Genomic DNA, 23,517 nt, shown 5'->3' with positions numbered 1-23,517 from the left:
GGCCCGGGGCTTCGGCGCTGGCGCCTTACAGAGTCGTCTCGCCGTTGAGGCCGAAGAAGTCGTGCCACTTGGCGCCGCCGAGGAACCCGGTGCCGGTGGAGAGACCGACGTAGACGTCGTTCGTGGCGGCCTTGGTGAAGACGACGATGTCGTCCTTGCCATCGCCGTTGACATCGGCGAGGTAGGGGAACTCGCCCGCGGTGCAGAAGAAGTCGTTCCACTTCACCGTCGTCCCGACGAAGCCGTTGCCGTTGGAGACCGCGGCGTAGACGTCGGCGTCGGCGTTGCAGGTGAAGGTGACGATGTCGTCCTTGCCGTCGCCGTTGACATCGCCGACGCGGGGCTGCTCGGCGCCGACGGCGAAGAGGTCGTGCCACTTGAGGCCGGGCCCGAACGACGACCCGTTGGACAGGCCCACGATCACGTCGGACGCCGTCGCCGGGCCCTGGGTGAAGGTGATGATGTCGTCCTTGCCGTCGCCGTTGACATCCCCGGCGGCCGGGAACTCTCCGGCCGGGGCGAAGAACTCGTGCCACTTGATCCCGGCACCGAACGACGACCCGGTGGAGAGCGCGACGTAGACATCTCCGGCGGTGTCGTGGGTGAAGGTGGCGATGTCGTCCTTGCCGTCGCCGTTGAAGTCGCCGACGACCGGGATCTCGTTGCCGGGCGCGAACCAGTCGTGCCACTTCGCACCGCCGAGGAATCCGGTGCCCGTCGACAACCCGACGTAGACGTCACCGGCGGCGGTGCCGGTGGTGCCGTGGGTGAAGGCGACGATGTCGTCCTTGCCGTCGCCGTTGAAGTCGCCGGTGAGCGGCGTCTCGCCGGTGAGGGCGAAGAAGTCGTTCCACTTCACCGAGGTGCCCGCGAACCCGGCGCCGGTCGAGGCTGCGACGTACACGTCGGCGAGGGTGCCGTGGGTGAACGACACGATGTCGTCCCTGCCGTCACCGGTGAAGTCGGTCGGCGACCCGCCGTAGTACTTCGTACCGCCGCCGCCACCGGCGTTGACCAGCGAGATGTAGTAGTTCCAGTTCCAGTTGGGGCCCGGGTCGGTGTGGTCGTTGCCGGGAATCTCGTTGTGCCCCTTGATGCCGGTGCGGCTCTTCGGGATGCCGTACTTGTCGCACAGGTAGCGGGTCAGTGCCGCCGAGGAGCGGTACATCGCGTCGGTGAACCAGGACGGGTCGGCGACGAAGCCCTCGTGCTCGATCCCGACGCCGTAGGCGTTCGCCGACCGAGCGTGGTAGGCGGTGTCACCCTCCCGCACCATCTGCGTGATCTCACCGTTGCTCGACTTCACCACATAGTGCGCGCTCACGCCCGCCGACGGGTTCTGGAACCAGCTCACCGTGCCCGCGTAGGACCCCTGGGTCACGTGGATGACGACGGTGGTGATCCCCGACGAGCGGCCCGCGCCGTAGTTGGCGGTGCTCGCCGCGACCCATCGGGTCGGGCCGTACTCGGGGACCGCCGCCAGCGCCGCCCCGGGGGCGGGCGCGATGCCGGTGGAGGGCGCGCCGGCCGGGGCGACCGTCGCGTAGCGGCCCAGCTCCGGGCGGACCCGCTGCGGCGCCACGGTGATCAGGTCGCCGGTGCTCGCGGTCGCCCGGACACCCTGCCCGAGCAGCTCGTAGACGTGGTCGGCGTAGAGGCGCGCGGTCGCGTCGTCGCTCGCGCCGCTGTAGCGCGCCACCACCGGATACCAGGCCGAGAGGCGCGTGCGGTCCGCGCGTGTCAACACCTCGTCCGCGTACGCCGAGAGCACCGCCGCCCCGCCGCGCACGTTCTCCGCTGCGCTGGCCTTCAGCGCGGCAGGGGATTGGCCGGTCAGCTTCGCCGCCTGCTCGAGCGTGTGGCTCGTCGGGTTGCTGACCAGGTGCATCACACCGAAGCCGTTGTCCTGGCTCGGCTGTCCGGGGTGCTGGTCGAGGTGCGTCTCGGCGTAGGCGAGGGCGATCAGCAGGGGCTGCGGGACGGCGTACCCGGCTGATGCTTCGGCGAAGGCGCGGCCGAGGGTGTTCGTCGGAGCGTGCGCGGCGGCGGGCGCGGACGCGAGCGTGAGCGCTGCGGTGAGCAGCGCGGCGGCGATCGGGGCGCGGGATCTCATGGGGGTGCTCCTGCGGGGTCGCGGGCTGGGGGTCACAGCGTGGTCTCGCCGGTCAGGCCGAAGAAGTCGTGCCACTTGGCGCCGCCGAGGAACCCGGTGCCGGTGGAGAGGCCCACGAAGACGTCGTTCGTGGCGCCCTTGGTGAAGACGAGGAGGTCGTCCTTGCCGTCGCCGTCGGCGTCGCCGAGGTAGGGGAACTCCCCGGCGAGGCAGAAGAAGTCGTTCCACTTCACGGTGGTGCCCGCGAACCCGGAACCGGTGGAAAGCGCGACGTAGACATCGGCGTCGGCGTTGCAGGTGAAGGTCACGATGTCGGCCCTGCCGTCGCCGTTGACGTCGCCGACCCGGGGCAGTTCGGCGCCGACCGCGAAGAGGTCGTGCCATTTCTGGCTCGCGCCGAACGACGACCCGGTCGAGAGGGCGACGATCACGTCCGCCGCGCTCGCCGGTCCCTGGGTGAAGGTGACCAGGTCGGCCCTGCCGTCGCCGTTGACATCGACCACGGCCGGGTACTCGCCCGCGATGGCGAAATACTCGTGCCACTTCACGCCCGCGCCGAAGGAGGAGCCGGTGGAGAGCGCCACGTAGACATCACCGCGGCCGTCATGGGTGAAGGTGATGATGTCGTCGCGGCCATCGCCGTTGACGTCGCCGACCGCGGCGATCTCCGCGCCGGGGGCGAACCAGTCGTGCCACTTGGCGCTGCCGGTGAAGCCGGTACCGGTGGAGAGGGCGACGTAGACATCGGCGCTGCCGGGGCTGTTGGCCGAGCCGTGGGTGAAGGTGATCGCGTCGTCGCGGCCGTCGCCGTTGACATCGCCGGTGAGGGCCGTCTCGCCGCCGATGGAGAAGAACTCCTGCCACTTCACCGAGGTCCCGGCGAATCCGCTGCCAGTGGAGGGCGCGACGTAGACGTCGGCGAGCGTCCCCTGGGTGAAGGTGATCGCGTCGTCGCGGTGGTCGCCGTTGACATCGGTGGGGGTGCCTGCGGTGATCTCGGTGACCCGCTTCGCCTCCGCCATCAGGCTGCGCGCCTTCGCGGCGACCTGGTCGTAGCGGTCGGGGAAGCCGGAGCGCTGCACGCACTGCGCGACCTGGCCGGCGGAGTAGCCGGGATTGTTGCGGTCGCAGACGATCGCGCGGGAGTAGAACTGCGTCGAGGCGTAGACGGGGTCCATGATCTGCTCGGGGGTGCCCCAGCCGTAGTCCCAGCGCTGCTGGAAGACGCCGAGGGACGACTTGTCGCCGCAGGGCAGGTTGTTCATGTGGGACTCGACCCACCCGGCCTCGAACCCGGCGAGCAGCACCTTGTCGTTGGCATTGAGATTGCGGGCGACCCGCTGGACCATGACGATGACGGCGGGGTCGTGAGTGGACGGGATGCTGGTGCAGGCGGCGCTCGCGGGGGCGGCGGTGAGGGCGATCACGCAGGTGGCGAGCAGCGTGGCAGCGCAGAGGGATGGCAGGAGTCGTCGCATGGTTCTCCTCGGGGAGCTGCGGTGGCAGCCTCGGATGTAACCCGCTATTAACAAGCATCGATCAATGCGCGTATGAAAATATCAACCGAACGCTAGTCGGGTCAAGGAAGAAATCCTTCACTCACGGGAGTGCATTGAGCGACTACACGCAGTGCTGGTGCTGCGCTTCTACCTGGACATATCCATCGAGGAGGCGGCCGAGCTGCTCGGCATGGGCCGCGAAGTTCTCCCCGCGCTGGTCGGCGCACTGCCGCCGAGCGCGCCGCTGCGAGGTGATCATCACCTCGCAGCGGCGCAGCCGTACCGCGGTCGTGGCCGGATCGGCGGCTTATGTCGTCCTGCTCGTGCTGGGGCTCGGCGTGGTGGCGCTGCACTATCCAGGAATGACGTCAACACTCTTCTGCGACAGTTCCCTTGATATAGCTCTTGAGCAAGATCCATCCGGGCCAATGCCGGGATCGCGCGGGATCTTCACTCGGTTTCCTTAACTCTTCGAGATAGGGGAGACTCCACCAAGTGCTAGGGAGAACATCCGAGTAAGCGCGTTCCGGACATCCGGATCTCTATCGAGCCGTTCGAGCGATTCGAATCTCGCCGTATCAAGATCGATTGTAGTGATTCCGCCAGCGCCAGTGTCGTTGATGGTCGAGAACAACAGAAGGCATCGATAGGCCCGCACGGACCCTGCCCGTTCTTCGCGCATCAGCGACTGGATGAAGGCGACTTCATCCTTGACCTGGCTGCGGAGTGCATCGACCGAAGTCCACCGGGTCGCCAGACCTCGCTCCTCAGCCTCCGACTGAATCTCAAGCAGTGTGTCGAAACTGATCTGACTGACACGGTAGTCCGGATCATCCGAGTGAATTGTAGGCATTGGACCTAACTCTCAGCCATAGATCTGGATGTTAATTGGTGCATTCGGGTCAATGCGCCCGTCCGCAATTCTTGCCATAAGCTCGTCCCAGCGATGATGGCCGCCGAGAATTGTCCCGTTACGCGAAACAACAATCCCGTCTCCCTCCGCGGCATTGTTAATCGAGTTCAGGAGATCTTCGTTGCTCAGTTCCTCGTGGTACCACTGCGAAGCAGGATCCCGAGTCGACTGCCCCGGCGTGTACTTGCCAGCGAGGTCACCAGCATTCTCCGTGGTTGTCGACCAACAGTTAGAGTTGTGAACCAGCACCGGCGTGTTGCCCGCGAGCACATAGTATGTGTGCAGGTTCGCGACGGTGAGGTTGAGCATGCGTGCCGCACCCGCACGGTTGAGCACCTCGTGCACCGTCACGACGCCGTCCGGGGTGCGTAGCCGGTGGCCCGGCCGCAGGCTGCCCGCGTACACCCAGGATCTGTCGGTGTCGTCCCAGAACGGGTGAGCCTGAGTGGTGTGGAGCGTGACGACCCCGGTTGCAGTGACCACCGTGACGTCGGACAGGTCGGTGTCGAGGTTGTCGTGCAGCAGCCTCACCGGCTGGGGCCGGGACTCGCCGGTCTCGGGGTTGGTGGCGAGCACCTGGTCGCCGACCGCGATGTCGTCGATCGGCTTGACGCTGCCGTCGGCGAGCAGCACCGGGGTGGCCGGATCGAAACTGTTGAGGCAGCTCGGATTGGAAGAGCCGCCGGCATCGGTCTCCGTGCTGGGGGTGTCGTTCGTCGACGGCTTGTCGCCCGCCGTTGACGTGGCGTTATCCGGCGCCGTGTTCGGCGGGTCCTTGGGCATCGGGTTCTCGCCGCGACCGCGTGCGGTCGGCCGGTCCGGGGTGGTGAGAGCAGGGTCGGACGGTGTCTTCGGCGGGTCGGCCGCGCTGGCTTTGCCTTCGAGCAAACTGACGATTTTGTCGAGAGCCCGGCCGAAGGTCTCGCCACCGATGGCCTTGATCGCACTCGCGAGCAGATGCAGGGCGTCGGCCAGCAGCTCGCCGCCCATCTCGAGCGCGGCGCCGACGAGTACGGCATGCAGCAGCTCCAGAAGGTCGAAGTCGTGGTCGCCGCGGAGGACCTCGTTCATGTAGACCGCGGCCCCCGCGAGGCCGCCACAGATCATGGGAATGGAGGCCACGAAGACCGCGAGGATCGGGGTCCCGGTGATCACGCCTGCGCAGATCGCGAGCGTGCCGTATTCGACGATGGTGTCGCTGGTGGAGTTCCACAGGTCGCCCCAGTCGACGCCGCTGAGCATCAGCCCGGACGGGTCGCTGCGGTTGACGGGATCGTTGTTGGCGTAGGCGTAGCCGTGCATCTGCTGGGGGTCGCCGATGTTCAGCAGCGGGTCGGCGCTGATGAATCGTCCGGTCGCCGGGTCGTATTCGCGGGCGCCGAGGTGGGTCAGGCCCGTGGGGTCCTGGTCGCCGCCGACGAACCCGCGTTCGCCCGGCCAGCTGGGCGGCTGGCTGCCCCGTGGCGTGCCGAAGGGTGCCTGGCGGCGGATCTGCGCCTGCTGGTTCGAGGCGGTGATCGCGATGGACGCCGTGCCCTGCGGGTCGGCGAGCAGCCAGCAGACGCCGGCCCCCGGGGTACGCACGGCGGTGGGCTGGCCGGCGTGCTGGTAGTACCGGGTAGCACTGAGCGCGCCGGTGGTCCGGGTGAGCCGCAGCTCCGTCGAGCCCAGGTAGAGGGTCACGGTGGTGGGGTCGCGGCGTAGGAGTCGGTCGCCGTTGGCGGCGTAGAGGTAGGTGGTGCTGGCGCCGCTTTCGGTGAGGGAGGAGAGCTTGCCCTCGGCGTCCCAGGTCAGGTTCTGCTGGGTTCCGGTGGTGGTGCCGGGCCGGGTGAGGGTGTTGCCGGTGGGGTCGTAGCTGTAGTTCCGGTTGCTGGTGCCGCCGGGGCCGACCGTGGTGCTCGACGTCAGCGTGTGCGGTTGGCCGGCGCCGGCCGCGGGTTGGGTGTAGCTGGTGGTGGTGTCGCCGGTGATTGCGTGCTCCACCTGGGTCCGTCGGTTGCCGGTGACGTCATAGGTGAAGCTGTGCCAGTAGGGTGCGGGGCCGCCGAGGCCCGCCGCGGTCGGTGTGCCGCAGGTGCCGGACGCCGGTGTCCACGCCTCGACAAGCCGACTCAGGTAATCCTGCTTGTAGCACTGGGTGTCGGGGGCGGTCGACGGTGGTGCGTCGACGGCCTTGATGAGGTTGCCGCTGTTGTCGTAGGTGTAGGTGACGTCCCGGACCACGTTCGGGGCGACCGCGGTCCGCGACACGGTGTTCTGGTGCAGTCGCCGGGTGTCGGTCTCGTAGGTGAAGTCCTGGTAGACCGAGCCGCCCGTGCCCGTGCTGCGCTTGATCTGCAGCAGGTCGCCGAGCTCGGAGAAGGAGGTGGAGGCGACGTAACTGGTGGTGGCGCCCGCGTAGGTGGCGGTCAGGGTGCTGGGCAGCCCGAGCGCGTCGTAGCCGTATTTCAGCTTCTCGGCGGCGAGGCCACCGACGGCGGGCAGCGACGTCTCCTTGAGGCTGCCGTTGGTGTTGTAGGTGAGTCCGAAGGTGTAGTCGCGGGCGAGGGCCGTGCCCTCGACGGCGGGGATGCTGACCGTCTGCCCGGTGGGCTGGTAGCGGTCGGTGTACCCGGTGGCGGTGATGGTGTAGGCGTTGCCGGCGCTGTCGTACCGCGTGGAGGCGGTCGGGTAGCCCTTGGCGAGGGTGTCGTAGGTCCAGCCGGTGCGCTGGGTGCCGGTGAGGGAGTTGTCGTGGGTGGCGGTGATCCGCCCGAGGGCGTCGTACTTGTAGGCGATCTTGACTTGGCGGGCGTCGGTGCTCAGCGTCACCTGGTCGGCGTTGTTGTATGCCAGCTGGCTGACGCCGGTGTCGGGATCGCTCGTGCTGATCACGCGGCCGCGCAGGTCGTAGGTGGATCGCCAGGTGTTGCCGGCGGGGTCGACGACCTTCTCCAGGAGCCCCTGACGGCCGTAGGTGTAGGTGGTCACGTCGGGGGTGCCGCTGACGGTGTTGCCGTGGTACTGGCGCAGCGAGATCGCGTTGCCCCGGATGTCCTTGCGCACCGAGGTAGCCGACGAGCCCAGTGGCGGCACCTGGTCGATGTGGTCGCCGCCGTAGGTCGTGCTGACCCGCCACTTTTCAGTGCCGCCGGGTTGGAAGATCGTCGCAGTCTCCCGGCCCACGCCGTCGAAGACGGTGCGCGTCTGGCTCGGGACGAGGCCGGCATTGATCGGCCGGACCAGGTCGGGGCCGGGGGGCGAGGAGTTGTAGTAGGGGTTGTAGGTGAGCGACACCCGGCCCTGCGAGTCGTAGAACCGGTCGGCCACGATCCGGCCGCCCGCCACCGGCGAGGGGGACTGGGTCTGCCGTTCGCGCATCAGTGCGTCGTAGAGCTTGTACGAGGTCACGTAGGCCCCGGCGGGGTTGAGGGTCTTCGTCGTCACGACCGTCGCGCCGTCATTGCGGATGGTGTAGCCGAACTGGTAGTTGGGCTGGTCGACGTCCTTGGTCCGCCCGGGCTGCCACACCTTGGTGAGGTGGCCGAGCGGATCGTAGACGAGGTCGGTGCGTTTGCCGTTGGCGTCCGTGGTCGACAGCGGCTGGCCCCAGGCGGGTTCGTTGGTGGCTGTTTCGCGGTGCATCAGCGCGTTCGTCGTGGTGATGGCGGTGATCGGGGCTCCGGAGGCGGGGGTGTAGGCGGTCGTGGACCGATTGCCCAGCGCGTCCCAGGTGTCGGTGACCCGGCCGTAGGCGTCGTAGGCCCAGCGGCGGGTGGTGAGGTAGGTCGCGGTGCCGGTGGACCAGGCGGAGATGGACTCGCTGGTGGTGATGTCGCCCAGGGTCGGTGCGATGCCCCATGGTCGGCCGTCGAAGGAGGACCGGACATCGCTGATCACGTCGGCGGCCGAGGTCGGCGACTGGTCGCAGCGCAGGGCGAGCGTCTGGATCCGGGATACGCCGACCATGAGCCATGCGTCGGGGTTGGTGAGGTAGGTGTAGCGGGTGCACCGCTCATCGCCGGCGACCGCGTCGTCGCCGCGGTCCTCCAGGGCCGTCGGCAGGCCGAGGGCACCGAAGGTGGTGCTGGTCGAGCTCCGTTGGAAACCGCGCCCGCCGTCGAGGAGCAGGCGCTTGCGGGTGCCGGAGACGCGGACGAGGCGGGAGTGGACTGTCTCGTCGCCGACGGTGCGGCTCGCGGTCGGCGCGGACTGCCAGGCGTCGCTGATCGAGGCACCGACGACCGTCATCGACGGCAGTTCGTAGGCGATGGTCTCGCGGGGCATCCCCGCGAACGCGTCCGAGTCGGCCACCGGTGCCCCTTCGGAGGCGGAGACCTGGGCGTTCCGGACGCCGCCGCCGGGCAGGGCGTCGCCGTCCATGCCCCGGTAGAACAGTGTTTCGGCGAGCGTCTGCTCACCCGGGTCGCCTTGACGGACCCGGACGCGGTCGTAGCCGCGCCACTGCCCCCACGACACCCGGTCGGGCGGTGTCAGACCGTCGATGTCGTCGTGGTGCCAGGCGGGTGTGCCGACGTATTCGTAGGCCGCGACGGTGCGTACGCCGCCGCCGGTGTGGTCGGTCTGCATCACCGCGGTGACGAGGTACTTGTGGAACCAGTCGATCTTGTTCGGGTCGCCGGGGAACATGCCCAGGACCGGGCCGCAGCGCATGGTGTTCGACTCCGGCGACACCGGCATGTGCGATCCGGCGACGCATTCGGGGGCGGAGTAGTCGACGGTGACCTCACCGCCGGTCTCGTTCATGATCGATCGGACGCGCCACCAGTTCATCTGCGGCAGCTGGTCGTCCTCGGTGTCGACCCGGTTGCGCAGCTGCACGCCGCCGAAGGTGATCTCCGGCAGCGACGCCGACCCGCCGACCAGGCCCGTGCGGGTCAGCCCGGCGAGCCACAGCCCGGCTCGGGTGGCGTCGCCGGGATCAGGGTACGTGTGCCGCAGCGACCAGCGGTCGACGTCGCGGTAGGCGCTGCCGCCCCAGACCCGGGTGGTGATCGTGGCGAGCCGCCGGGTGGTCCAGAACGTCGGCGAGCCGTTGGTGCACGGGTCGCCGGCGCACTCGCTGTCCCACGGAGTATCTGTCCAATGTGTTCCGTCATGCGTCGCGCAGTCGGCGTCGCACCGGTCGGCGTAGCCGAACTCCACCCGCATCGGCGCGACCCCGAATTCGGCGTCGGCCCGGGTGCCGTAGTCGATGCGGGACAGCGTCGCCGCACGTACGTAGGGCTGCGGGTCGTGCTGGTTGGCGTTGCGGGCGTAGCTGTTGAACTCCTTCGTGTACCACAGCGACATGCTGTTGCCGTGCACGTCGACGACGTAGTCGAGGTTCCACCGGTACACCTGGCGGCACCAGGAGGTGTTGAAGGTGGCGAGGTGGCACGGCTCGCCGGTGTTGTTGCCGAACACCGGCGTGTACTGCGTGGACTCCTGATCGGGCCGGCCCTGGGTCCATCCCGGCAGCTGGTTGCGGCCGAAGAAGTACTGCGTGCCGTCGACCGTGGTGACCTTCCAGTACTCGCCCCGGTCGGCCCAGTTCGCAGCGCCGAGCAGGTGCTCCACCCGAGTCCCGTCGTCACGGCGCAGGTGCCACACCCCTTCGCTCGCGTTGTAGATCAGCTCACCGGCGTGGCCGGCCATGGAGAGGGAGGCGTTGTCGGTGCCCCAGCATCGGTCGCCGGTCTTGACGGTGTTGTTGGCGGTGCCGCCCATGTCGTCGGCGCAGGTCTTGTAGCGGCGCTCGATGAAGCCGCCGACGGACAGGTCGAATCCCTCTCCCACCACCGACGGCTGGTTGTTGCTGGCGTCGGTGCGTCCGTCGACGCTCTGCGAGGAGTAGGCCAGGCCCAGGCTGGGCGCTGGTCCACCGGCCGACGGGGGGACTCGCAGCGGGTAGGACCAGTTGAAATCGCCCGAGGAACCGCCCGCCTGCCAGGTCGCCGACGCCTGCAGGGAGGTGGCGGCGTAGTCGCCTGAAGGTCCGCTCGGCCCGGCGGTGAGGCCGAGCAGGGCACCGGTGTCGGCGGCCAGGGTGGCCGCGGTGGCGCCGGGGACCAGGACGTCGGCGGTCACCTCGCCGGTGCCGACGTTGTTGGTGGACGCCAGCGGCACCGGTTGGCAGTCGGCGTCGCCGGGCCTGGTCAGCGCGCATTCGGGCAGGGTGTGAAGGCGCAGCCGAGATGCCCAGTCGGCCCCGTAGGCCGTGCGGAAGTCGGTGTAGCGGACGCTCAGGCGTACCAGTGCCTTCGTTCCGGCCGCGGCGGCGCTGACGCGTATCAGCAGGCTGTCTTTCCAGGTGCGGGCGGTGCGGGCACGGTCGAGCAGTTCGACCCGGACCCGGGTCGTCGGTGCGGCACCGGCCGCGGTGCGGGTCTCGGTGGTGCCGTCGTCGAGCGCGCGGACGGTGACCGGCAGGGCACCGGCCCGCACGGCCGGACCGGCGGTGGACCGGCCGGTCGTCGTGACACCGGTCGGGGGGACCAGGTCCACGGTCGCGGTGCCGGGCGCCGGCCAGCGGGGCGCGACGCGGGGAACCGCCGCGGCGGCCGTGGCGGGGTCGGCGGTCCTGGCGCGGGCCAGGACCTTCGTGACGGGTACGGACGGGACCTTCTGCAGCGGCTTGGGGTCGAATGCGGCCGTCGCCTTGGCGAACGGCGGGGCGACGAGGACCGACGCCAGGACCGTCACCGCCGTCACGGCGGCCACGGAACGGAATCGGCTGAGCCTCACCATGACGGCCGGTCGCCACAGCGACCTGCGGCCAGCGTTCTCGGACATGACAGACCTCCGGTGGATCGATGGAAGCGGGAAGGAGGCTCGGCTCAGAGAGCGGCGGCCTGGCTGGGGGGCATGGCGCCCTGGTAGACCTGGACGTCGTCGATCGATCCGGGGAAGTTGCCGAGCCGCGATCCGTTGACGGTGGAGGTGCCGATCATGAGTGGCAGCGACGAGGCCCAGCCGGCGAGCGTGGATGTCGCGGAGGTGCGGACGCCGTTGATGTACAGGGAGGATTTGGCGGCTGTGGCGTTGTAGACGGCCACGACATGGGTCCACTGCCCGATCGGCCCGGTCGCCCACATCGACGAGCTCGTCGGATTGTCCTGGTCGGCGGCGTACCTCGTGAAGTACCAGCGGCCGCTGCTGGTGGTGAAGAGCTCGAACGCCGAGAAGCGGTTGCCGGCGACGGAGAACGCCGCCGGGGCGTTCTGCGGCGATGGCAGGTAGGCCCAGAAGGACACGGTGAACGACTGATCGGTGCGGATCACCGGACCCGAGGCGGTGAGATAGGACCCGGCGGCGTTGGAGAGGACCACCGCCGAGCCGGGCGTGCCGAACCGGTCCGGTCCCCACGTGACGCCGGGTCCCGCGCTCGTGTCGTGCAGGCCGAGGTCGTCGGATCCGTTGCCGTCGAGGCTCCACGAGCCCACCAGCGTGGCCACGGAGGCGCCGACCTCGGCCGCCTGCAGCTTCCGGTCCCAGACGCGTACCTCGGCGAGGTCACCGGCGAAGTATTCGGCGGCTGCGTCGGCGGTCTTGGCCCGCCCGACGGCGAGCGATCCGGTGGCGGCCGCGGGCGGGTACCAGCTGGTCGACCCGCCTGCTTCGCCATTGACGTAGAGGGTGAGCATGGCCGTCGAGGCGTCGTAGGTCGCGGCCAGGTGGGTCCAGGTGTTGAGCCGGACCGTGCCGTTCGTGGGGCCGGACAGCAGTGGCGAGGCGACGTCGGCGTTGGCGCCCTTGACCCACCACGTGGTGCCTGTGCTGCCGAGCCTGATCACGGAGGTGTGCAGCCCGTCGATGCTCACCACGCCCCTGTTTCCGCCGGCTGCGGTCGGGCGTACCCAGGCCGCGATGCTGAAGCTGCCGCTGGTGTCGATCACCGGTCCCGTCGTGACGGCCTGGCTGCTCGTCCCGTTGAAGCGGGCCGCGGTCGGCCCTTCCAACAACCGTCCGGGTACGCCGAAGACGACCCCGGTCGCGGCGGCCGGATGCGACCCGGCATCGTCGGCGAGCTGGGCGGCACCGGCCGCGTCACCGCCGGTCCAGGAGCCGTCGGGTTCGGTCGGGTCGCCGACGAGGAACTGGTATTCCTTCGGGGCGGCGGTGGTGGTGATGTTGCCGGCCTTGTCCACCGACCACACGCGCAGCGTGTTGAGGCCGCCGATTGTCGGGGTGAGCAGCAGCGTCGCCGAATGGTCGGCGGCCAGCGGCGAGATCGTGCGGGTGCCGTCGGTGGGCGGAGTCGTCAGCGGGGTCAGCGCCCATACGTAGGCCGCCAGGTCCGCCGAGTCCCCGGTTCCGGGGGTGATCGTGAACGAGCCGGTCCGCCCGACACCGCCGTGGAACGAGCCGTCCGCCGGGTAGGCGGTGGAGCTGATCGTCTGCGGTGCGGCCGGCCGGGTGGTGTCGACGGTGAACTCGCACTCCGCCGTGGCGGGGCTGTCAGCGTGGGTGTCGTTGGTCTGCACGTGCCAGGAGTAGGTGCTGCCGTTGGTCAGCGTCCGCGTGGTGAACTGCGCGACGCTGTTGGCGGGGGCGTTGCTCGCCTCGATGGTGCTGTCGGCGACGAAGGCACCGGTCGCGGGATTCCACACCCGCAGGGTCGCGGTCGCCCGCAGCACGTCGCTGTCGGGGTCGGTGACGTGGGCCTTCAGCACGGGCGTCAGGCTGCGCACGTAGGGCCGGCCGGAGCCGGTCACGCACGCCGCGCCGGTCTCCTGTGCGGTCGATGCGGTGCGCAGGTCGTCGGGGGTACCGGGGTAGCTGTTGTAGTCGACCGACAGGAAGGGGTCGAGCTGGTAGCGGCGCCACGAGTTGCGGTCCCACTCCTGCTCGGCGACGAGTGCCATGGTCATCGAGCCCAGTCCGGTCGAGGCGGCATAGGCGGCGGAGTCCCAGGCGTTCCACTCGACGCGGCCCTGCGGGCAGCTTCCGCTGTTGTAGAAGCGCGTCTCGGAGTTGGCACCCATCGCGCCGTAGTAGTTCATGTTCCAGGCGCTGTTCCAGGTGATGCCCGAATAGAGGGGGTCGGTCGCGTAGAGCAGCGTCGGGTAGCTGGGGCCGCCGCAGTAGCTGCCCGACCAGGACTGGGTCATCGAGAACCGTGCGGCCAGCACCTGCTTGCCGACGATCGAGCGGGTGTCCATTTCGAAGAACGACCGGATCGTCGACACTCCGGAGAAGTTCTGGTAGCCGACGCGGATCAGCCCGGACTGCTCCTCCTGGCTGTTGCAGTTGACGCAGCCGACGTCGTAGTAGCTGGTGTTGCCGTACTCCTTCCACAGCATGGCCCAGTGGAACGCTCCACCGGCGACGGAAGGGTCGATCATGACCGGGTACACGGTCGCCGGGTCGTCCAGCAGAGCCGTGTCCGCGAGCACGGTGAGGCGGCCCGCGGCCAGCTCGGTACGCATCGCGCTGCGCCGGTCGGGCAGCCCGTGCCGATCCGCTGCGGCACCGCCCTCGGCGGACGAGGTGACCTGTTCCGGCGGCCGATTCGCGGTCCGCGATTCCGCCACGGTGGCGACGGCGGCGGTGGAGTCCCACATCATCGGGGTCGCGCCGCTGAACACGACGTTCGATCCGGCCTTGGCGACCAGGGCACCGGTACGCGGGTCGGTCGCCAGGGTGATCCCCTTCGTGGCGGTGGCAAACCGTACCCGGCGGACGGCCGGATTCGCCGCAGCCTTGCGGGTCTTCACCACCAGGATCTCGGAGAAGGCGTCCACGTCGGCGGTCACCCGCAGGTCCACATCGGGGAACACGTTCGGGTAGATCGCGCTGGCGCCGTCCAACCGGGGCGCGGGCAGCGGTCCACCCGACCACGTGATGCTGAGTTCCTTGTCGCCCTTGCTGATCCGGGCCAGCGGGCCGGTCCCGCCGCCGGAGAACCTGATCGGCAGGAAGGAAGCGACGGGTATGACCGCGCCGTCGGACGCCCGCGTCAGCGTGGCATCGGTCGGCACCCACGATCCGTCTGGTCGGCGTACCCGCTGCGGTTTGAGCGCTGCCTCGGCGGTCATGGTGCCGTTGGGGTTGGCGTAGACGAGGGTCGTCTCGGTCCGCTGGGCAGTCACCTCCACCCGATGGTCGCAAGCCGCCGCGACTCGCTTGGCGACCAGCTCCGTCTCGGCCGTGGTCGAGCAGTTCGTCCCGGACTGGCTTACGGCGCGGACCTGCGGCGCAGCCGGCGCGATGGGGGAGGGAAGGACCTGGAGCGGTCCGGCCGCCAGCACAAGGGCAAGCGGCAGCACAGAGCGAAGCAGAGAGGACCCCGTCAACATGTGCACATGGTGGGGAACGCTGTTACCAGCGGCCCATCTGTTGATCATAGGTTGGAACGGCGTAGCCCGGCGTCGCCGGGAACTTCGCGGCTAGCGGGCCGTCACCGCGCGTTCGGCGACCGCGGTGGCCCGTTGTTCCGCCAGCACATGACCGGTCTCCCGGTGGATGTCGACTGCCTGCTCGGCCAGTGTCCGCGCCGCGTCGTGGTCCTCGGCGGCCAGCGCCGCGGCGGCGAGCACAGCCAACGCGAGTCCTTCCAAGTCCCGCAGCCCGACCTGGCCGGCTCGCTCACGAGCGGCCTGCGCCTGCCGCCGGGCCGCTGCGGCCGCACCGCGATGGAGGCTGATATCGGCCCCCAGCACTCCGGCGATCGTCCACACATAGGTGTTGTCGGAGGCGACCGCGATCCGCTGTGCCTCGGCTACCTGCGGTTCGGCTCGTTCGTAGTCGCTCGCGGCGGCGGCGACGGCGGCGGAGGCCAGCAACGCCATGGCCCGGAAGTCAGGATCATCCACATTCGCCGACAAACGCTGCGCGGCCTGGGCGGCCTCGTGTGCGAGCTCCAAGCGGCCCAGGTCCCGGTGGAGCAGGGCGACCTCGCCGAGAATGAGGGTCTCGGTCTCGATGTCGTCGACCGCCCGCGCGTCATCGAGCGCCTCGCCGAGGTGCGTGCCGGCCTCGTCCCACTCGCCCAGGAACCGGGCGGCCTGGCCGAGCCCGTGCTTGAACACCGCGTATGCCGGGGTGGGACCGAGGCCGCGCAGGATCGCCACCGCCTCGGCGAGGTGTTCGGCGGCCGACCGGAACTGGCCCGTCCGCAGCTGCAGCAGGCCCAGGTTGCCGAGGTTGTTGACCCGGCCCGTGGTCCGGCCGAGCTCGTCGTTGACCACCAGCGCCCGCCGGTAGGACTCGACCGCGAGAGCCATCCGGCCCAACTCGCTGTATGCCACACCGAGGTTGCCCAGCGCCGCCGCCTGCACCTCCCGCCAGCCGATCGACTGGCCCACCTGGTGGGCCTGGCGCAGGTAATCCACGGCCTGCTGATAGTGGCTGGCGTTCAGCTCGGCCATCCCCAGCGACATCGCCGACGCGCCCTCACCTCGCGGGTCTCCGGCGTCCGTGGCGACCCGCAGCGCGGTGGCGGCGATCTCGCGCCAGTGCTCGTAGTCATGACGAGCCCACAGGTAGAACCGCACCGCGTCGGCGAGCCGCCACACCAGCTCCGGCGCCTCCACCGACTCGGCCTCGGCCGCGACGGCGAGCAGGCCGGGCAGCTCGACGTCGAGCCATGCCAACGCGGCGGCGCCGTCGTGGAAGCCACCGGAACCGTTGCGCGCCACCAGCCGGGTCGTGTTGGGGAACGCGGCGTGAATCGCCGATTCGGCCCGGTCGACCAGATACTCGAATAGACGGCGGACGGCGTCCGCCCGCTCGGTGTCCTCGGCCGGCTCAGCTCCGGGCGCGGCACCGTCGGCGACCTCGATGGCGTAGTGCCGCACCAGGTCGTGCAGCCCGAACCGGTCGGGCTCGCGCCGCTCGACGAGGCACGCGGCGGCGAGCCGTTCCAGCAGCTGAGCGGTCCGCCCAGGTGTCTCGCCGAGCAGGGCCGCCGCCGACGCGGTGGCGAAGTCTGCGATCGGCACAGTGGCGAGCAGTTGGAACAGCCGGGCGGACGGTGGATCGAGGCGGGCGTAGGAGCGGGCGAGGGCGGGCCGCAGTGCTGCGGACTGGTCGCCGACGATGGTCAGGCTCTGCAGCGGTCCGGCCGCGCGGAGGTCGGCGACGAACACGGCGATCTCCGTATCGGGCTGCTCGCCGATCTGGGCCGCGGCGATGCGCAGCGCGATCGGCAGTCGGCCGCAGACGCGGGCCAGCTCGACCACAGCGGACCGCTCGGCTCCGGCCCGGTCGACGCCGATGAGCCTGACCAGCAGCTCGACGGCGTCGTCCTCGGCCAGGACCGGCAGCGTCATCGGCCGTGCACCCTCCATCGCGGTCAGCCCCGTCAAGCGGCCGCGGCTGGTCACGATTACGGCTGACCCCGGGCTTGGCGGCAGCAGCGGCCGTACCTGGTCGGCGTCGGACGCGTCGTCGAGCACCACGAGGACGCGGCGGTCGGCCAGCAGCGAACGGTACCGGGCGACGGCCGCCGCCTCGTCGCGCGGAATGCGGTCGGGCGGCGTGCCGAGCCCGGCGAGAAGGACCGCCAGCCCTTCAGCCGGGCGCAGCGGCGCCGTCGGGCCGTAGCCGCGCAGGTTGACGAACAGGCGCCCGTCGGGGAACGCAGCCGACTGATGCGCCCAGTGCACGGCCAGCGCCGTCTTGCCGACCCCCGGCGGTCCGATGATTGTGCACACCGCGACGGTGTCGGGACTGCTCGTGAGGGCGTCGAGTGTGTTCAGCGCGTACCCGCGGCCGATGAAGTGCGGCACCGAGCGGGGGATGAGGTGCACGCCGCCGGGTGCTGGGGCAGGGTCACCGCCACCGGTGACGGCGGCGCCCCCGGCCACCGGGCCGGCGCCGCTCGGCGCGGCGGGCCGTACGACGAGGAGCGAGGGATCATCGCGAAGCACCTGGTCGCGCAGCCGCACCAGCTCCTGGCCCGGGTCGACGCCGAGCTCCTCGACGAGCAGCCGCTGGGTCCGCTCGTACGCCTCCAAGGCCTCCCGCCGACGTCCGGAGCGGTAGAGGGCGAGGACAAGCCGGGCGATCAGCTTCTCCCGCCACGGATGGGCGTTGGCGAGGTCGAGCAGCTCTCCGACGATCTCATGATGGCGGCTGCGCTGAAGCTCGACATCGATCAGCAGCTCCCGTGCGGTAAGCCGGGCCTCGTCCAGCCGCTGCGCGGCGGCGAGCAGCCGTGGTGTCGTCAAGCCGTGCAGGGCCGGCCCCCGCCAGCGGCGCAGGGCACCGGTCAACGCGTGCGCCGCACCGTCCGGATCAGCGGTGTCTATCAGGCGTTGCGCCTGGCGTATGTCGTCGGCGAAACTCTCCGCGTCGAGCTGACCGGGCGCGATACGCAGGATGTAGCCCGTACCGGCGGTGGCGATCACATCGCCGCCACCGGCGTCGCGCAAGGCTCGGCGTAGCGCGGATACCCGGTTCTGGGACTGGAAGCGGGCTCCATCCGGCGGGTCGTTGCCCCACGCCGCGGTCACCACCGCGTCCACGGGGACCACCCGGTTGGCCTCCAGGAGCAGCGCTGCCAGAACGGCCCGGGCCCGGGGCCCGCCGATGGCGACGTCATGCCCGCCGATGGTCACCTCGACCGGCCCTAACACACCGAAGAACACGTCCGAGTCCATTGATCCCCCACTGTGGCGTCGGCCGCGCATACGGTAGCAATCGCAGCCCCGCTCTGACTGTCCCGAAAGGTTCAGGTGAGTCGCGACCACCGTCAGGAGCCATCTCGTACATGAGATGTCGCGATCGCATCGACCCTGCTCACCCCCGACGGGCGGGAGGCTTCCGGGTGGACCGGTCACCTGGCGGCGCGGGCGCGGCTGGTCACTGTGGAAGACCCTCGTGACCTGCTCCTACTCGCTGGGAGAATTCGACGCGGAAGACGTCGCCGCACGGCACGCCCTCGACGAGATCTTCACCGAATACGCCGCGCACCGTCGATGAGCTGCCGCGCAGCGTGAGTGTCGCCTTGACCCGCCGTTGGCACGCACCGAGAATCGGGGCATGCGCACCATGGTCTTCGACTGTGGAGGGACCGCCCTGAAGGCAGCAGTCATCGGCGATCGCGCAGAGCCGAGCCTCCAGACCGTTCGGATCCCGACGCCGTACCCGCTGCCGCCCGAACGCCTGGTCGGCACGCTGCTGGAGGTGGCGCGGACGCTGCCCTCGGCGGACCGGGTCACGGTGGGCTTTCCCGGCATGGTCCGGGACGGGATCGTGCTGAACACCCCGCACTACATCAACCCCAAGGGGCCGGGGACCGCCGCCGACCCGCAGCTCGTCCAGGCCTGGCGACGGTTCGACGTCGCGGCCGCGGTCGGCCGTGCCGTGGAGCTGCCCACGATGGCCCTGAACGACGCGGACATGCACGGCGCCGCGTTCGCCCGTGGCGACGGCCTCGAACTGACGATCACGCTCGGCACCGGTCTGGGATTCGCCATCTACCACAACGGGGAGCTGATGCCCCACCTGGAGATGTCGCAAGCCCCGTTCCGCTTCACCACCTACGACTACTACATCAGCGACCGTGCGCTGTCCCGCATCGGCCCGAGGCGGTGGGTGCGGCGGGTAGGACGGGTCCTCGACGCGTTGCGCCCGGTGGTCGTCTGGGACCGGCTCTTCCTGGGCGGCGGAAACGCCCGCCTGTTCGGGGCCGACGACGTCAGCCGGTTCGGTTCGGACGTCACCGTGGTGACGAACCTGGACGGGATGCGCGGCGGGCACCGCGTCTGGGAGCGGGGCTGAGCGAAACGAATCGCGAGTGGCGCCGCGATCTGGCACGCTGCGCTCGTGGTCGAAGCCCCAGTGCGCGACAGCCTTCATCATCCGTCATTCCACGACCTGAACGCGCTCGCCGACCGCCTCCTGGCATGGTGGGCTGCGAGCGGATCCACGTCCGGCCGTGCAGATTCTTGAGACACAGGGAGTGCCCCCATGGGTTGGAACACCTCGGCCGTCTTCGTCGCCGACCGCACACCGCAGCAGGCGCTGACACTGCTGGTCGGCGATGAGCACGCCGATCAGGTCGGCGAACTGGTCACTGCCGACGCCGCCACCTCGGGCCTGCGCGGCGATGTGCTCTACGCCGCCCAGACCGGCGGCTGGAGCCAGGTCTGGGACCCGTCGATGCGGTACGCGATGGGCATCGGTCAAGCCGCAGCCGGTGATCGCATCGGTATCGCGGCCGGTACGCGGATACTCACCGTGATCTTCGCCAGCGTCTCCTCCACCTACGGATTCGAGGTCTTCGACGATGGAGCGCTGACGCGGGCCGTCGTCTACGCGGACGGTGAGCCGGTGGTCGAGTCAGGCGAGCCGCTGCCTGTCGAGTCGACGATCACGCTGCCGTCGTGGGGGCCGGACGAGGATTTCGTGTGGTCGGTCATCGAGGCGGTGACCGGGTTCGGCCACCAGGACGAGCAGCTGTTCGCGGTCCACCAGCTGTAGGGGTCGGTTACTGCTGCAGGCCGACCCTCCGGAGGAAGTCCCGCTCGGGCTCGTCTCGGCTCTCCAGCGCGCGCTCGCCACGGAGCTGCAGGAAAGGCAGTGCGATGGCGAGCAGCGGGATCGGCTCCGCCAGCAGCGGTCGGGACCCGAGTGCCAGGACGTAGTGCATGGCGACCGTCAGGTCCAGTTCGGTGTGCTCGACCACGTCGCCGTCGGACTCGTCGAGCTCGGTCTCCCGGAAGGCTTCGACCCGGATCGCCGCCGGGCCGGTGCGTGACCAGCGGAACCGGACCGCGTGGGTGAACCACGGTCGCAGGTAGGCCGACCAGCCGGTGCCGTCGGCGCGGAACACCAGCCACTCGTCCTCCATGGCCGAGTGGTACCCATGATCGCTCGACCAGCATCCGACGAGTTCATCGTGGTCCATCGCAGCCATCCTACGAGGGTGCGGAGTGCTCACCGCATGCCATGATCGCGCTGCTTCCCGGAAACGCCCCCTTCAGCGTGCGGGGGAGGACCGGTTTCCGGGAAGCAGCGCGACCGTCAGGGGTGTGGCTCTAGCTCGTCGTGCAGGCCGCGCCGTTCAGGGTGTACGCGGGGGCCGCGTTCGTCCCCGAGTAGTTGGCGTTGAACCCGACGTTGGTGCTGCCACCAGGTGCGAGCGTTCCGTTGTAGGACAGGTTCGTCCCGGTGACCACCTGGCCGGACTGGCTCCACGTGGCACTCCACCCGCTGCTCAGCGTCTGGTTGCCCGAGTAGGTGATCTTCAGCGTCCAGCCGTTGATCGTCGTGGTGCCGGTGTTGGTGATGGTGAGGTTGGCCGTGAACCCCGAGCCCCAGTCGTTGCCCGTGTTCACCACCTTGCAGGTGCCGGTGCTCGTACCCGACGTGGTCACGCTGACCGTCCCGGACCGCGTCGACCGGTTGCCCGCCGCGTCCTTGGCGTAGACCGCGAAGACATAGGCGGTCGCCGCGGTCAGCCCGGTGAGAGCGGTCGACGTGCCGGTCGGGCCGGCGAGAACCGTCTCCGTGGAACCGTTGACCCGGACCACGTCATAGCCGGTGACTCCGACGTTGTCGGTCGACGCCGACCAGCTCAGGGTCACCCCGGTCGACGTGACACCCGAAGCGGTCGGGGTGCCGGGCGCGGTCGGCGGCGACGTGTCGCCGTTGGCGGGCGTGGTGAAGGTGACGGCTGCCGACGCGGTGGAGGTGTTGCCGGCGGCGTCCTTGGCGCGGACGCGCAGCGCGTACCCCGTCGAAGGGGTGAGGCCGGTGAGTGCGACCGAGGTCGCGGTGCTCGTCGCGACCACGGCGTTGCTCGCGTTGATGACCTCGTAGCCGGTCACGGCGACGTTGTCGGTCGACGCCGCCCACGCCAGTGTCGCGGAGGTGGCGGTGATGCCGGACGCCGTCGGCGTGCCGGGCGTCGTCGGCGGTGACGTGTCGCTGCTCGCTGCCGTGGTGAAGGTGACGGCAGCCGACGCGCTGGAGGTGTTGCTGGCGGCGTCCTTGGCGCGGACGCGCAGCGCGTACGCCGTCGACGGGCTGAGGCCGGTCAGCGTGATCGAGGTCGTGGCGCTCGTCCCGACCACGATGTTGCTCGCGTTGACGACCTCGTAGCCGGCGACGCCGACGTTGTCGGTCGACGCCGCCCAGGTCAGCGTGGCCGACGTGGCGGTGATGCCGGACGCGGTCGGCGTGCCGGGCGTGGTGGGAGCGGTCGTGTCGGGCGGAGTGGTCGTGCCGGACTTCTCCGCCGCCCAGCTCGCGAGCCAGGCGAGCCCGGAGTTCCAGTTGATCGCCACCTCGTTGACCGAGTAGGCGCCGATGTCGTCGATGAAGCACTTCTGCGACTTGCAGCCGGCGAGCTGGGCCTGGGCGATCGGGTCGTCGAGTCCGGCGTTGGGGCCGCCGGAGAAGGAGCCCGGCGGAGCGATCGGCAGCGAGCCGTCGTTCTGGTTGGCCCAGAAGCGGTGGTGCACGTTGCGGACGGCCTTCTCGCCGTAGCCCGCGATGTAGGACTGGTTGAGCGGGTTGCGGCCGAGCAGGTAGTCCAGCGTCTGGAAGACCCCGGTGCGGTACTTCTCCTGGCCGGTGAAGTCGTAGGCGAGCGCCAGCACGTCGGCGTTGTTGGCGACCTGCCCGTTGGAGCCCCAGTAGTAGGCGGCGTTGGTCGTCGCGAACGGCGCCGGGTAGCCCTGGGTGGCGACCTGGGTGAGCAGCCGGTCGGCGAAGCCGGTCATCGCGGTGCGGGTCGCGGCGATGTCGGCGGCGGGCAGCCCGTTGCTGACCAGCGCGATCGTGGTGTCACCGAGGCCGGCGGTCCAGCCCCAGTCGTAGCCCTTGGTGAACCCGGCTCCCTTGTAGAGGGACGATCCGGTGACGTCGGTGCGGTAGGTCGCGGAGCCCGTCGTGACGTAGAGCTCCGCCGCCGCCCAGTAGAACTCGTCGGTGAGGGTGCTGTCGCTGTAGGAGCCGCCGCCGGTGCCGTCGTTGGGGTCGGCGATCCGGTTGGGGTTGGCCTTGGCCGCGGCGTAGGCCTTCTCGGCCGCGGCGAGCGCGCGGGCGGAGAAGGTCGGGTCGATCGTGCGGAAGATGCGTGCGGCCTGGGCTGCGACGGCGGCGAGGTTGAGGGTCGCCGCGGTGCTGACGGGGGAGAGCAGGCGGGGCTGCGAGTCCTGGTTGGGCCGGGTCGGCAGGCCGGTCCAGTTCTGGTCGTGGATCTTGTGGTGGACGAGGCCGGCGTTGGTGCGGCCGTCCGGGACCTGCATCTTCAGCAGGAACTCCACCTCCCAGCGGGCCTCGTCGAGCACGTCCGGGATGCCGTTGGCGCGCTCCGGGATCGCCATCTTGCCGTCGCCGAGCGCGCTCGCGTCGGCACCGGCGACGGAGATCGCCCGCTCGTAGATGTTGAGCAGCTGCCAGGCGGCGATGCCGCCGTTGACGACGTACTTGCCCTGGTCGCCGGCGTCGTACCAGCCGCCCCGCACGTCGAGGGTGTAACCGCAGGAGGTGCGGCACGGCACGTTGTTGTCGCCCTGGTTGGGGGAGACGTTGAGGTGCCCGGCGGGCCGTGCGTAGGTCGAGGTGACGTACTGCGCGTCGATCGCGATGCCGCTGCGCTGGTGGTAGAAGAACGCGAGTGCGTCGTAGCGCAGGCGCTTGACCGGGTCGGCGGAGATGTCGAACGGGTAGGAGTTGCTGCCACCGGCCGAGAGGACGTATCCGGTCCCGGCGGTGTCGTAGGACGTGAAGTCGATGAGGTGGACGTTGTCGCCGGAGAGGGTGTCGGCGCCCCTCACCGTCGTCTGTCCGGAAGCGACGGTCGTGCCGGAGCTGTTCTTCAGGGTCCAGGCGACCGGGCTGCCCGACGAGCTGACGAGCGTGGCGACCTTCGCCAGCCCCGGCACGTAGGCGACCTGATTGACCTTGACGGGGGAACCGGGATCGGGGGCGGCGAGCGCGGGTGGGCCGGCGAACAGGCCGGCAGCCGCGAGCGTGGCGGCGCAGACGGCTGTGATCAGCCGTCGGGGACGGTGTGACATCGGATTCCTCAGTGGGCGGCGGGGGTGCGTGAC

Annotated in this window: 11 protein-coding genes; 3 read left to right on the top strand and 8 right to left on the bottom strand. The window is 69.9% G+C overall.

The window, feature by feature from the left end; all coding sequences use genetic code 11:
* Positions 1–25: 25 nt before the first annotated feature.
* From F4553_RS08160 to F4553_RS08135, 6 genes are all read right to left on the bottom strand, one after another.
* Positions 26–2,113 (bottom strand): N-acetylmuramoyl-L-alanine amidase, encoded by a 2,088-nt coding sequence (locus F4553_RS08160; protein ID WP_184834100.1) that lies wholly within the window; start codon positions 2,111–2,113, stop codon positions 26–28.
* A gap of 32 nt (positions 2,114–2,145) precedes the next feature.
* A complete protein-coding gene (locus F4553_RS08155) occupies positions 2,146–3,591 on the bottom strand; it encodes an FG-GAP repeat domain-containing protein (protein ID WP_184834098.1) in 1,446 nt (481 codons plus the stop codon).
* 142 nt (positions 3,592–3,733) lie between these two features.
* The gene (locus F4553_RS08150; protein ID WP_184834096.1) at positions 3,734–3,871 is read right to left on the bottom strand and encodes a hypothetical protein; all 138 of its coding nucleotides are present in this window, start codon (positions 3,869–3,871) and stop codon (positions 3,734–3,736) included.
* A 606-nt stretch (positions 3,872–4,477) separates the two neighbouring features.
* The gene (locus F4553_RS08145; RefSeq protein WP_184834094.1) at positions 4,478–11,299 is read right to left on the bottom strand and encodes an RHS repeat-associated core domain-containing protein; all 6,822 of its coding nucleotides are present in this window, start codon (positions 11,297–11,299) and stop codon (positions 4,478–4,480) included.
* A 44-nt stretch (positions 11,300–11,343) separates the two neighbouring features.
* On the bottom strand, positions 11,344–14,775 hold the full coding sequence (locus tag F4553_RS08140; RefSeq protein WP_184834092.1) for a LamG domain-containing protein: 3,432 nt from the start codon (positions 14,773–14,775) through the stop codon (positions 11,344–11,346).
* A 120-nt stretch (positions 14,776–14,895) separates the two neighbouring features.
* Entirely contained in the window at positions 14,896–18,111 is a 3,216-nt protein-coding gene (locus tag F4553_RS08135) for an AfsR/SARP family transcriptional regulator (RefSeq protein WP_184834091.1), read from the bottom strand.
* Between the two features lie 115 nt (positions 18,112–18,226).
* On the opposite strand from F4553_RS08135, the gene F4553_RS08130 reads away from it, so the two are divergent.
* The 3 genes from F4553_RS08130 to F4553_RS08120 all read left to right on the top strand — a co-directional run bounded on the left by F4553_RS08130 (position 18,227) and on the right by F4553_RS08120 (position 19,936).
* Positions 18,227–18,433, top strand: coding sequence for a hypothetical protein (locus F4553_RS08130; RefSeq protein WP_184834089.1), 207 nt, complete (start codon positions 18,227–18,229; stop codon positions 18,431–18,433).
* Positions 18,434–18,493: 60 nt separating this feature from the next.
* Entirely contained in the window at positions 18,494–19,234 is a 741-nt protein-coding gene (locus F4553_RS08125; protein WP_184834087.1) for an ROK family protein, read from the top strand.
* Between the two features lie 189 nt (positions 19,235–19,423).
* Positions 19,424–19,936 (top strand): hypothetical protein, encoded by a 513-nt coding sequence (locus F4553_RS08120; RefSeq protein WP_184834085.1) that lies wholly within the window; start codon positions 19,424–19,426, stop codon positions 19,934–19,936.
* Between the two features lie 7 nt (positions 19,937–19,943).
* Here the strand turns inward: F4553_RS08120 and F4553_RS08115 are convergent, their stop codons facing one another.
* The gene (locus F4553_RS08115; protein WP_184834083.1) at positions 19,944–20,363 is read right to left on the bottom strand and encodes a hypothetical protein; all 420 of its coding nucleotides are present in this window, start codon (positions 20,361–20,363) and stop codon (positions 19,944–19,946) included.
* A 130-nt stretch (positions 20,364–20,493) separates the two neighbouring features.
* Positions 20,494–23,484: a glycoside hydrolase family 9 protein gene (locus F4553_RS08110; RefSeq protein WP_184834081.1), complete on the bottom strand. Its 2,991-nt coding sequence runs from the start codon at positions 23,482–23,484 to the stop codon at positions 20,494–20,496.
* Between the last annotated feature and the right edge of the window lie 33 nt (positions 23,485–23,517).

Source organism: Allocatelliglobosispora scoriae, assembly GCF_014204945.1.
Lineage (GTDB): Bacteria > Actinomycetota > Actinomycetes > Mycobacteriales > Micromonosporaceae > Allocatelliglobosispora > Allocatelliglobosispora scoriae.
Note: the sequence above shows the minus strand (reverse complement) of the source record. Positions and strands in the feature narration are given on the sequence as shown.

Bases quoted from the DNA above. Each gene is read 5' to 3' on its own strand.
- F4553_RS08110 (WP_184834081.1), bottom strand. From the start codon at position 23,484: ATGTCACACCGTCCCCGACGGCTGATCACAGCCGTCTGCGCCGCCACG.
- F4553_RS08155 (WP_184834098.1), bottom strand. From the start codon at position 3,591: ATGCGACGACTCCTGCCATCCCTCTGCGCTGCCACGCTGCTCGCCACC.
- F4553_RS08135 (WP_184834091.1), bottom strand. From the start codon at position 18,111: ATGGACTCGGACGTGTTCTTCGGTGTGTTAGGGCCGGTCGAGGTGACC.
- F4553_RS08120 (WP_184834085.1), top strand. From the start codon at position 19,424: ATGGGTTGGAACACCTCGGCCGTCTTCGTCGCCGACCGCACACCGCAG.
- F4553_RS08160 (WP_184834100.1), bottom strand. From the start codon at position 2,113: ATGAGATCCCGCGCCCCGATCGCCGCCGCGCTGCTCACCGCAGCGCTC.
- F4553_RS08125 (WP_184834087.1), top strand. From the start codon at position 18,494: ATGCGCACCATGGTCTTCGACTGTGGAGGGACCGCCCTGAAGGCAGCA.
- F4553_RS08130 (WP_184834089.1), top strand. From the start codon at position 18,227: ATGTCGCGATCGCATCGACCCTGCTCACCCCCGACGGGCGGGAGGCTT.
- F4553_RS08115 (WP_184834083.1), bottom strand. From the start codon at position 20,363: ATGGACCACGATGAACTCGTCGGATGCTGGTCGAGCGATCATGGGTAC.
- F4553_RS08145 (WP_184834094.1), bottom strand. From the start codon at position 11,299: ATGTCCGAGAACGCTGGCCGCAGGTCGCTGTGGCGACCGGCCGTCATG.
- F4553_RS08150 (WP_184834096.1), bottom strand. From the start codon at position 3,871: ATGATCACCTCGCAGCGGCGCGCTCGGCGGCAGTGCGCCGACCAGCGC.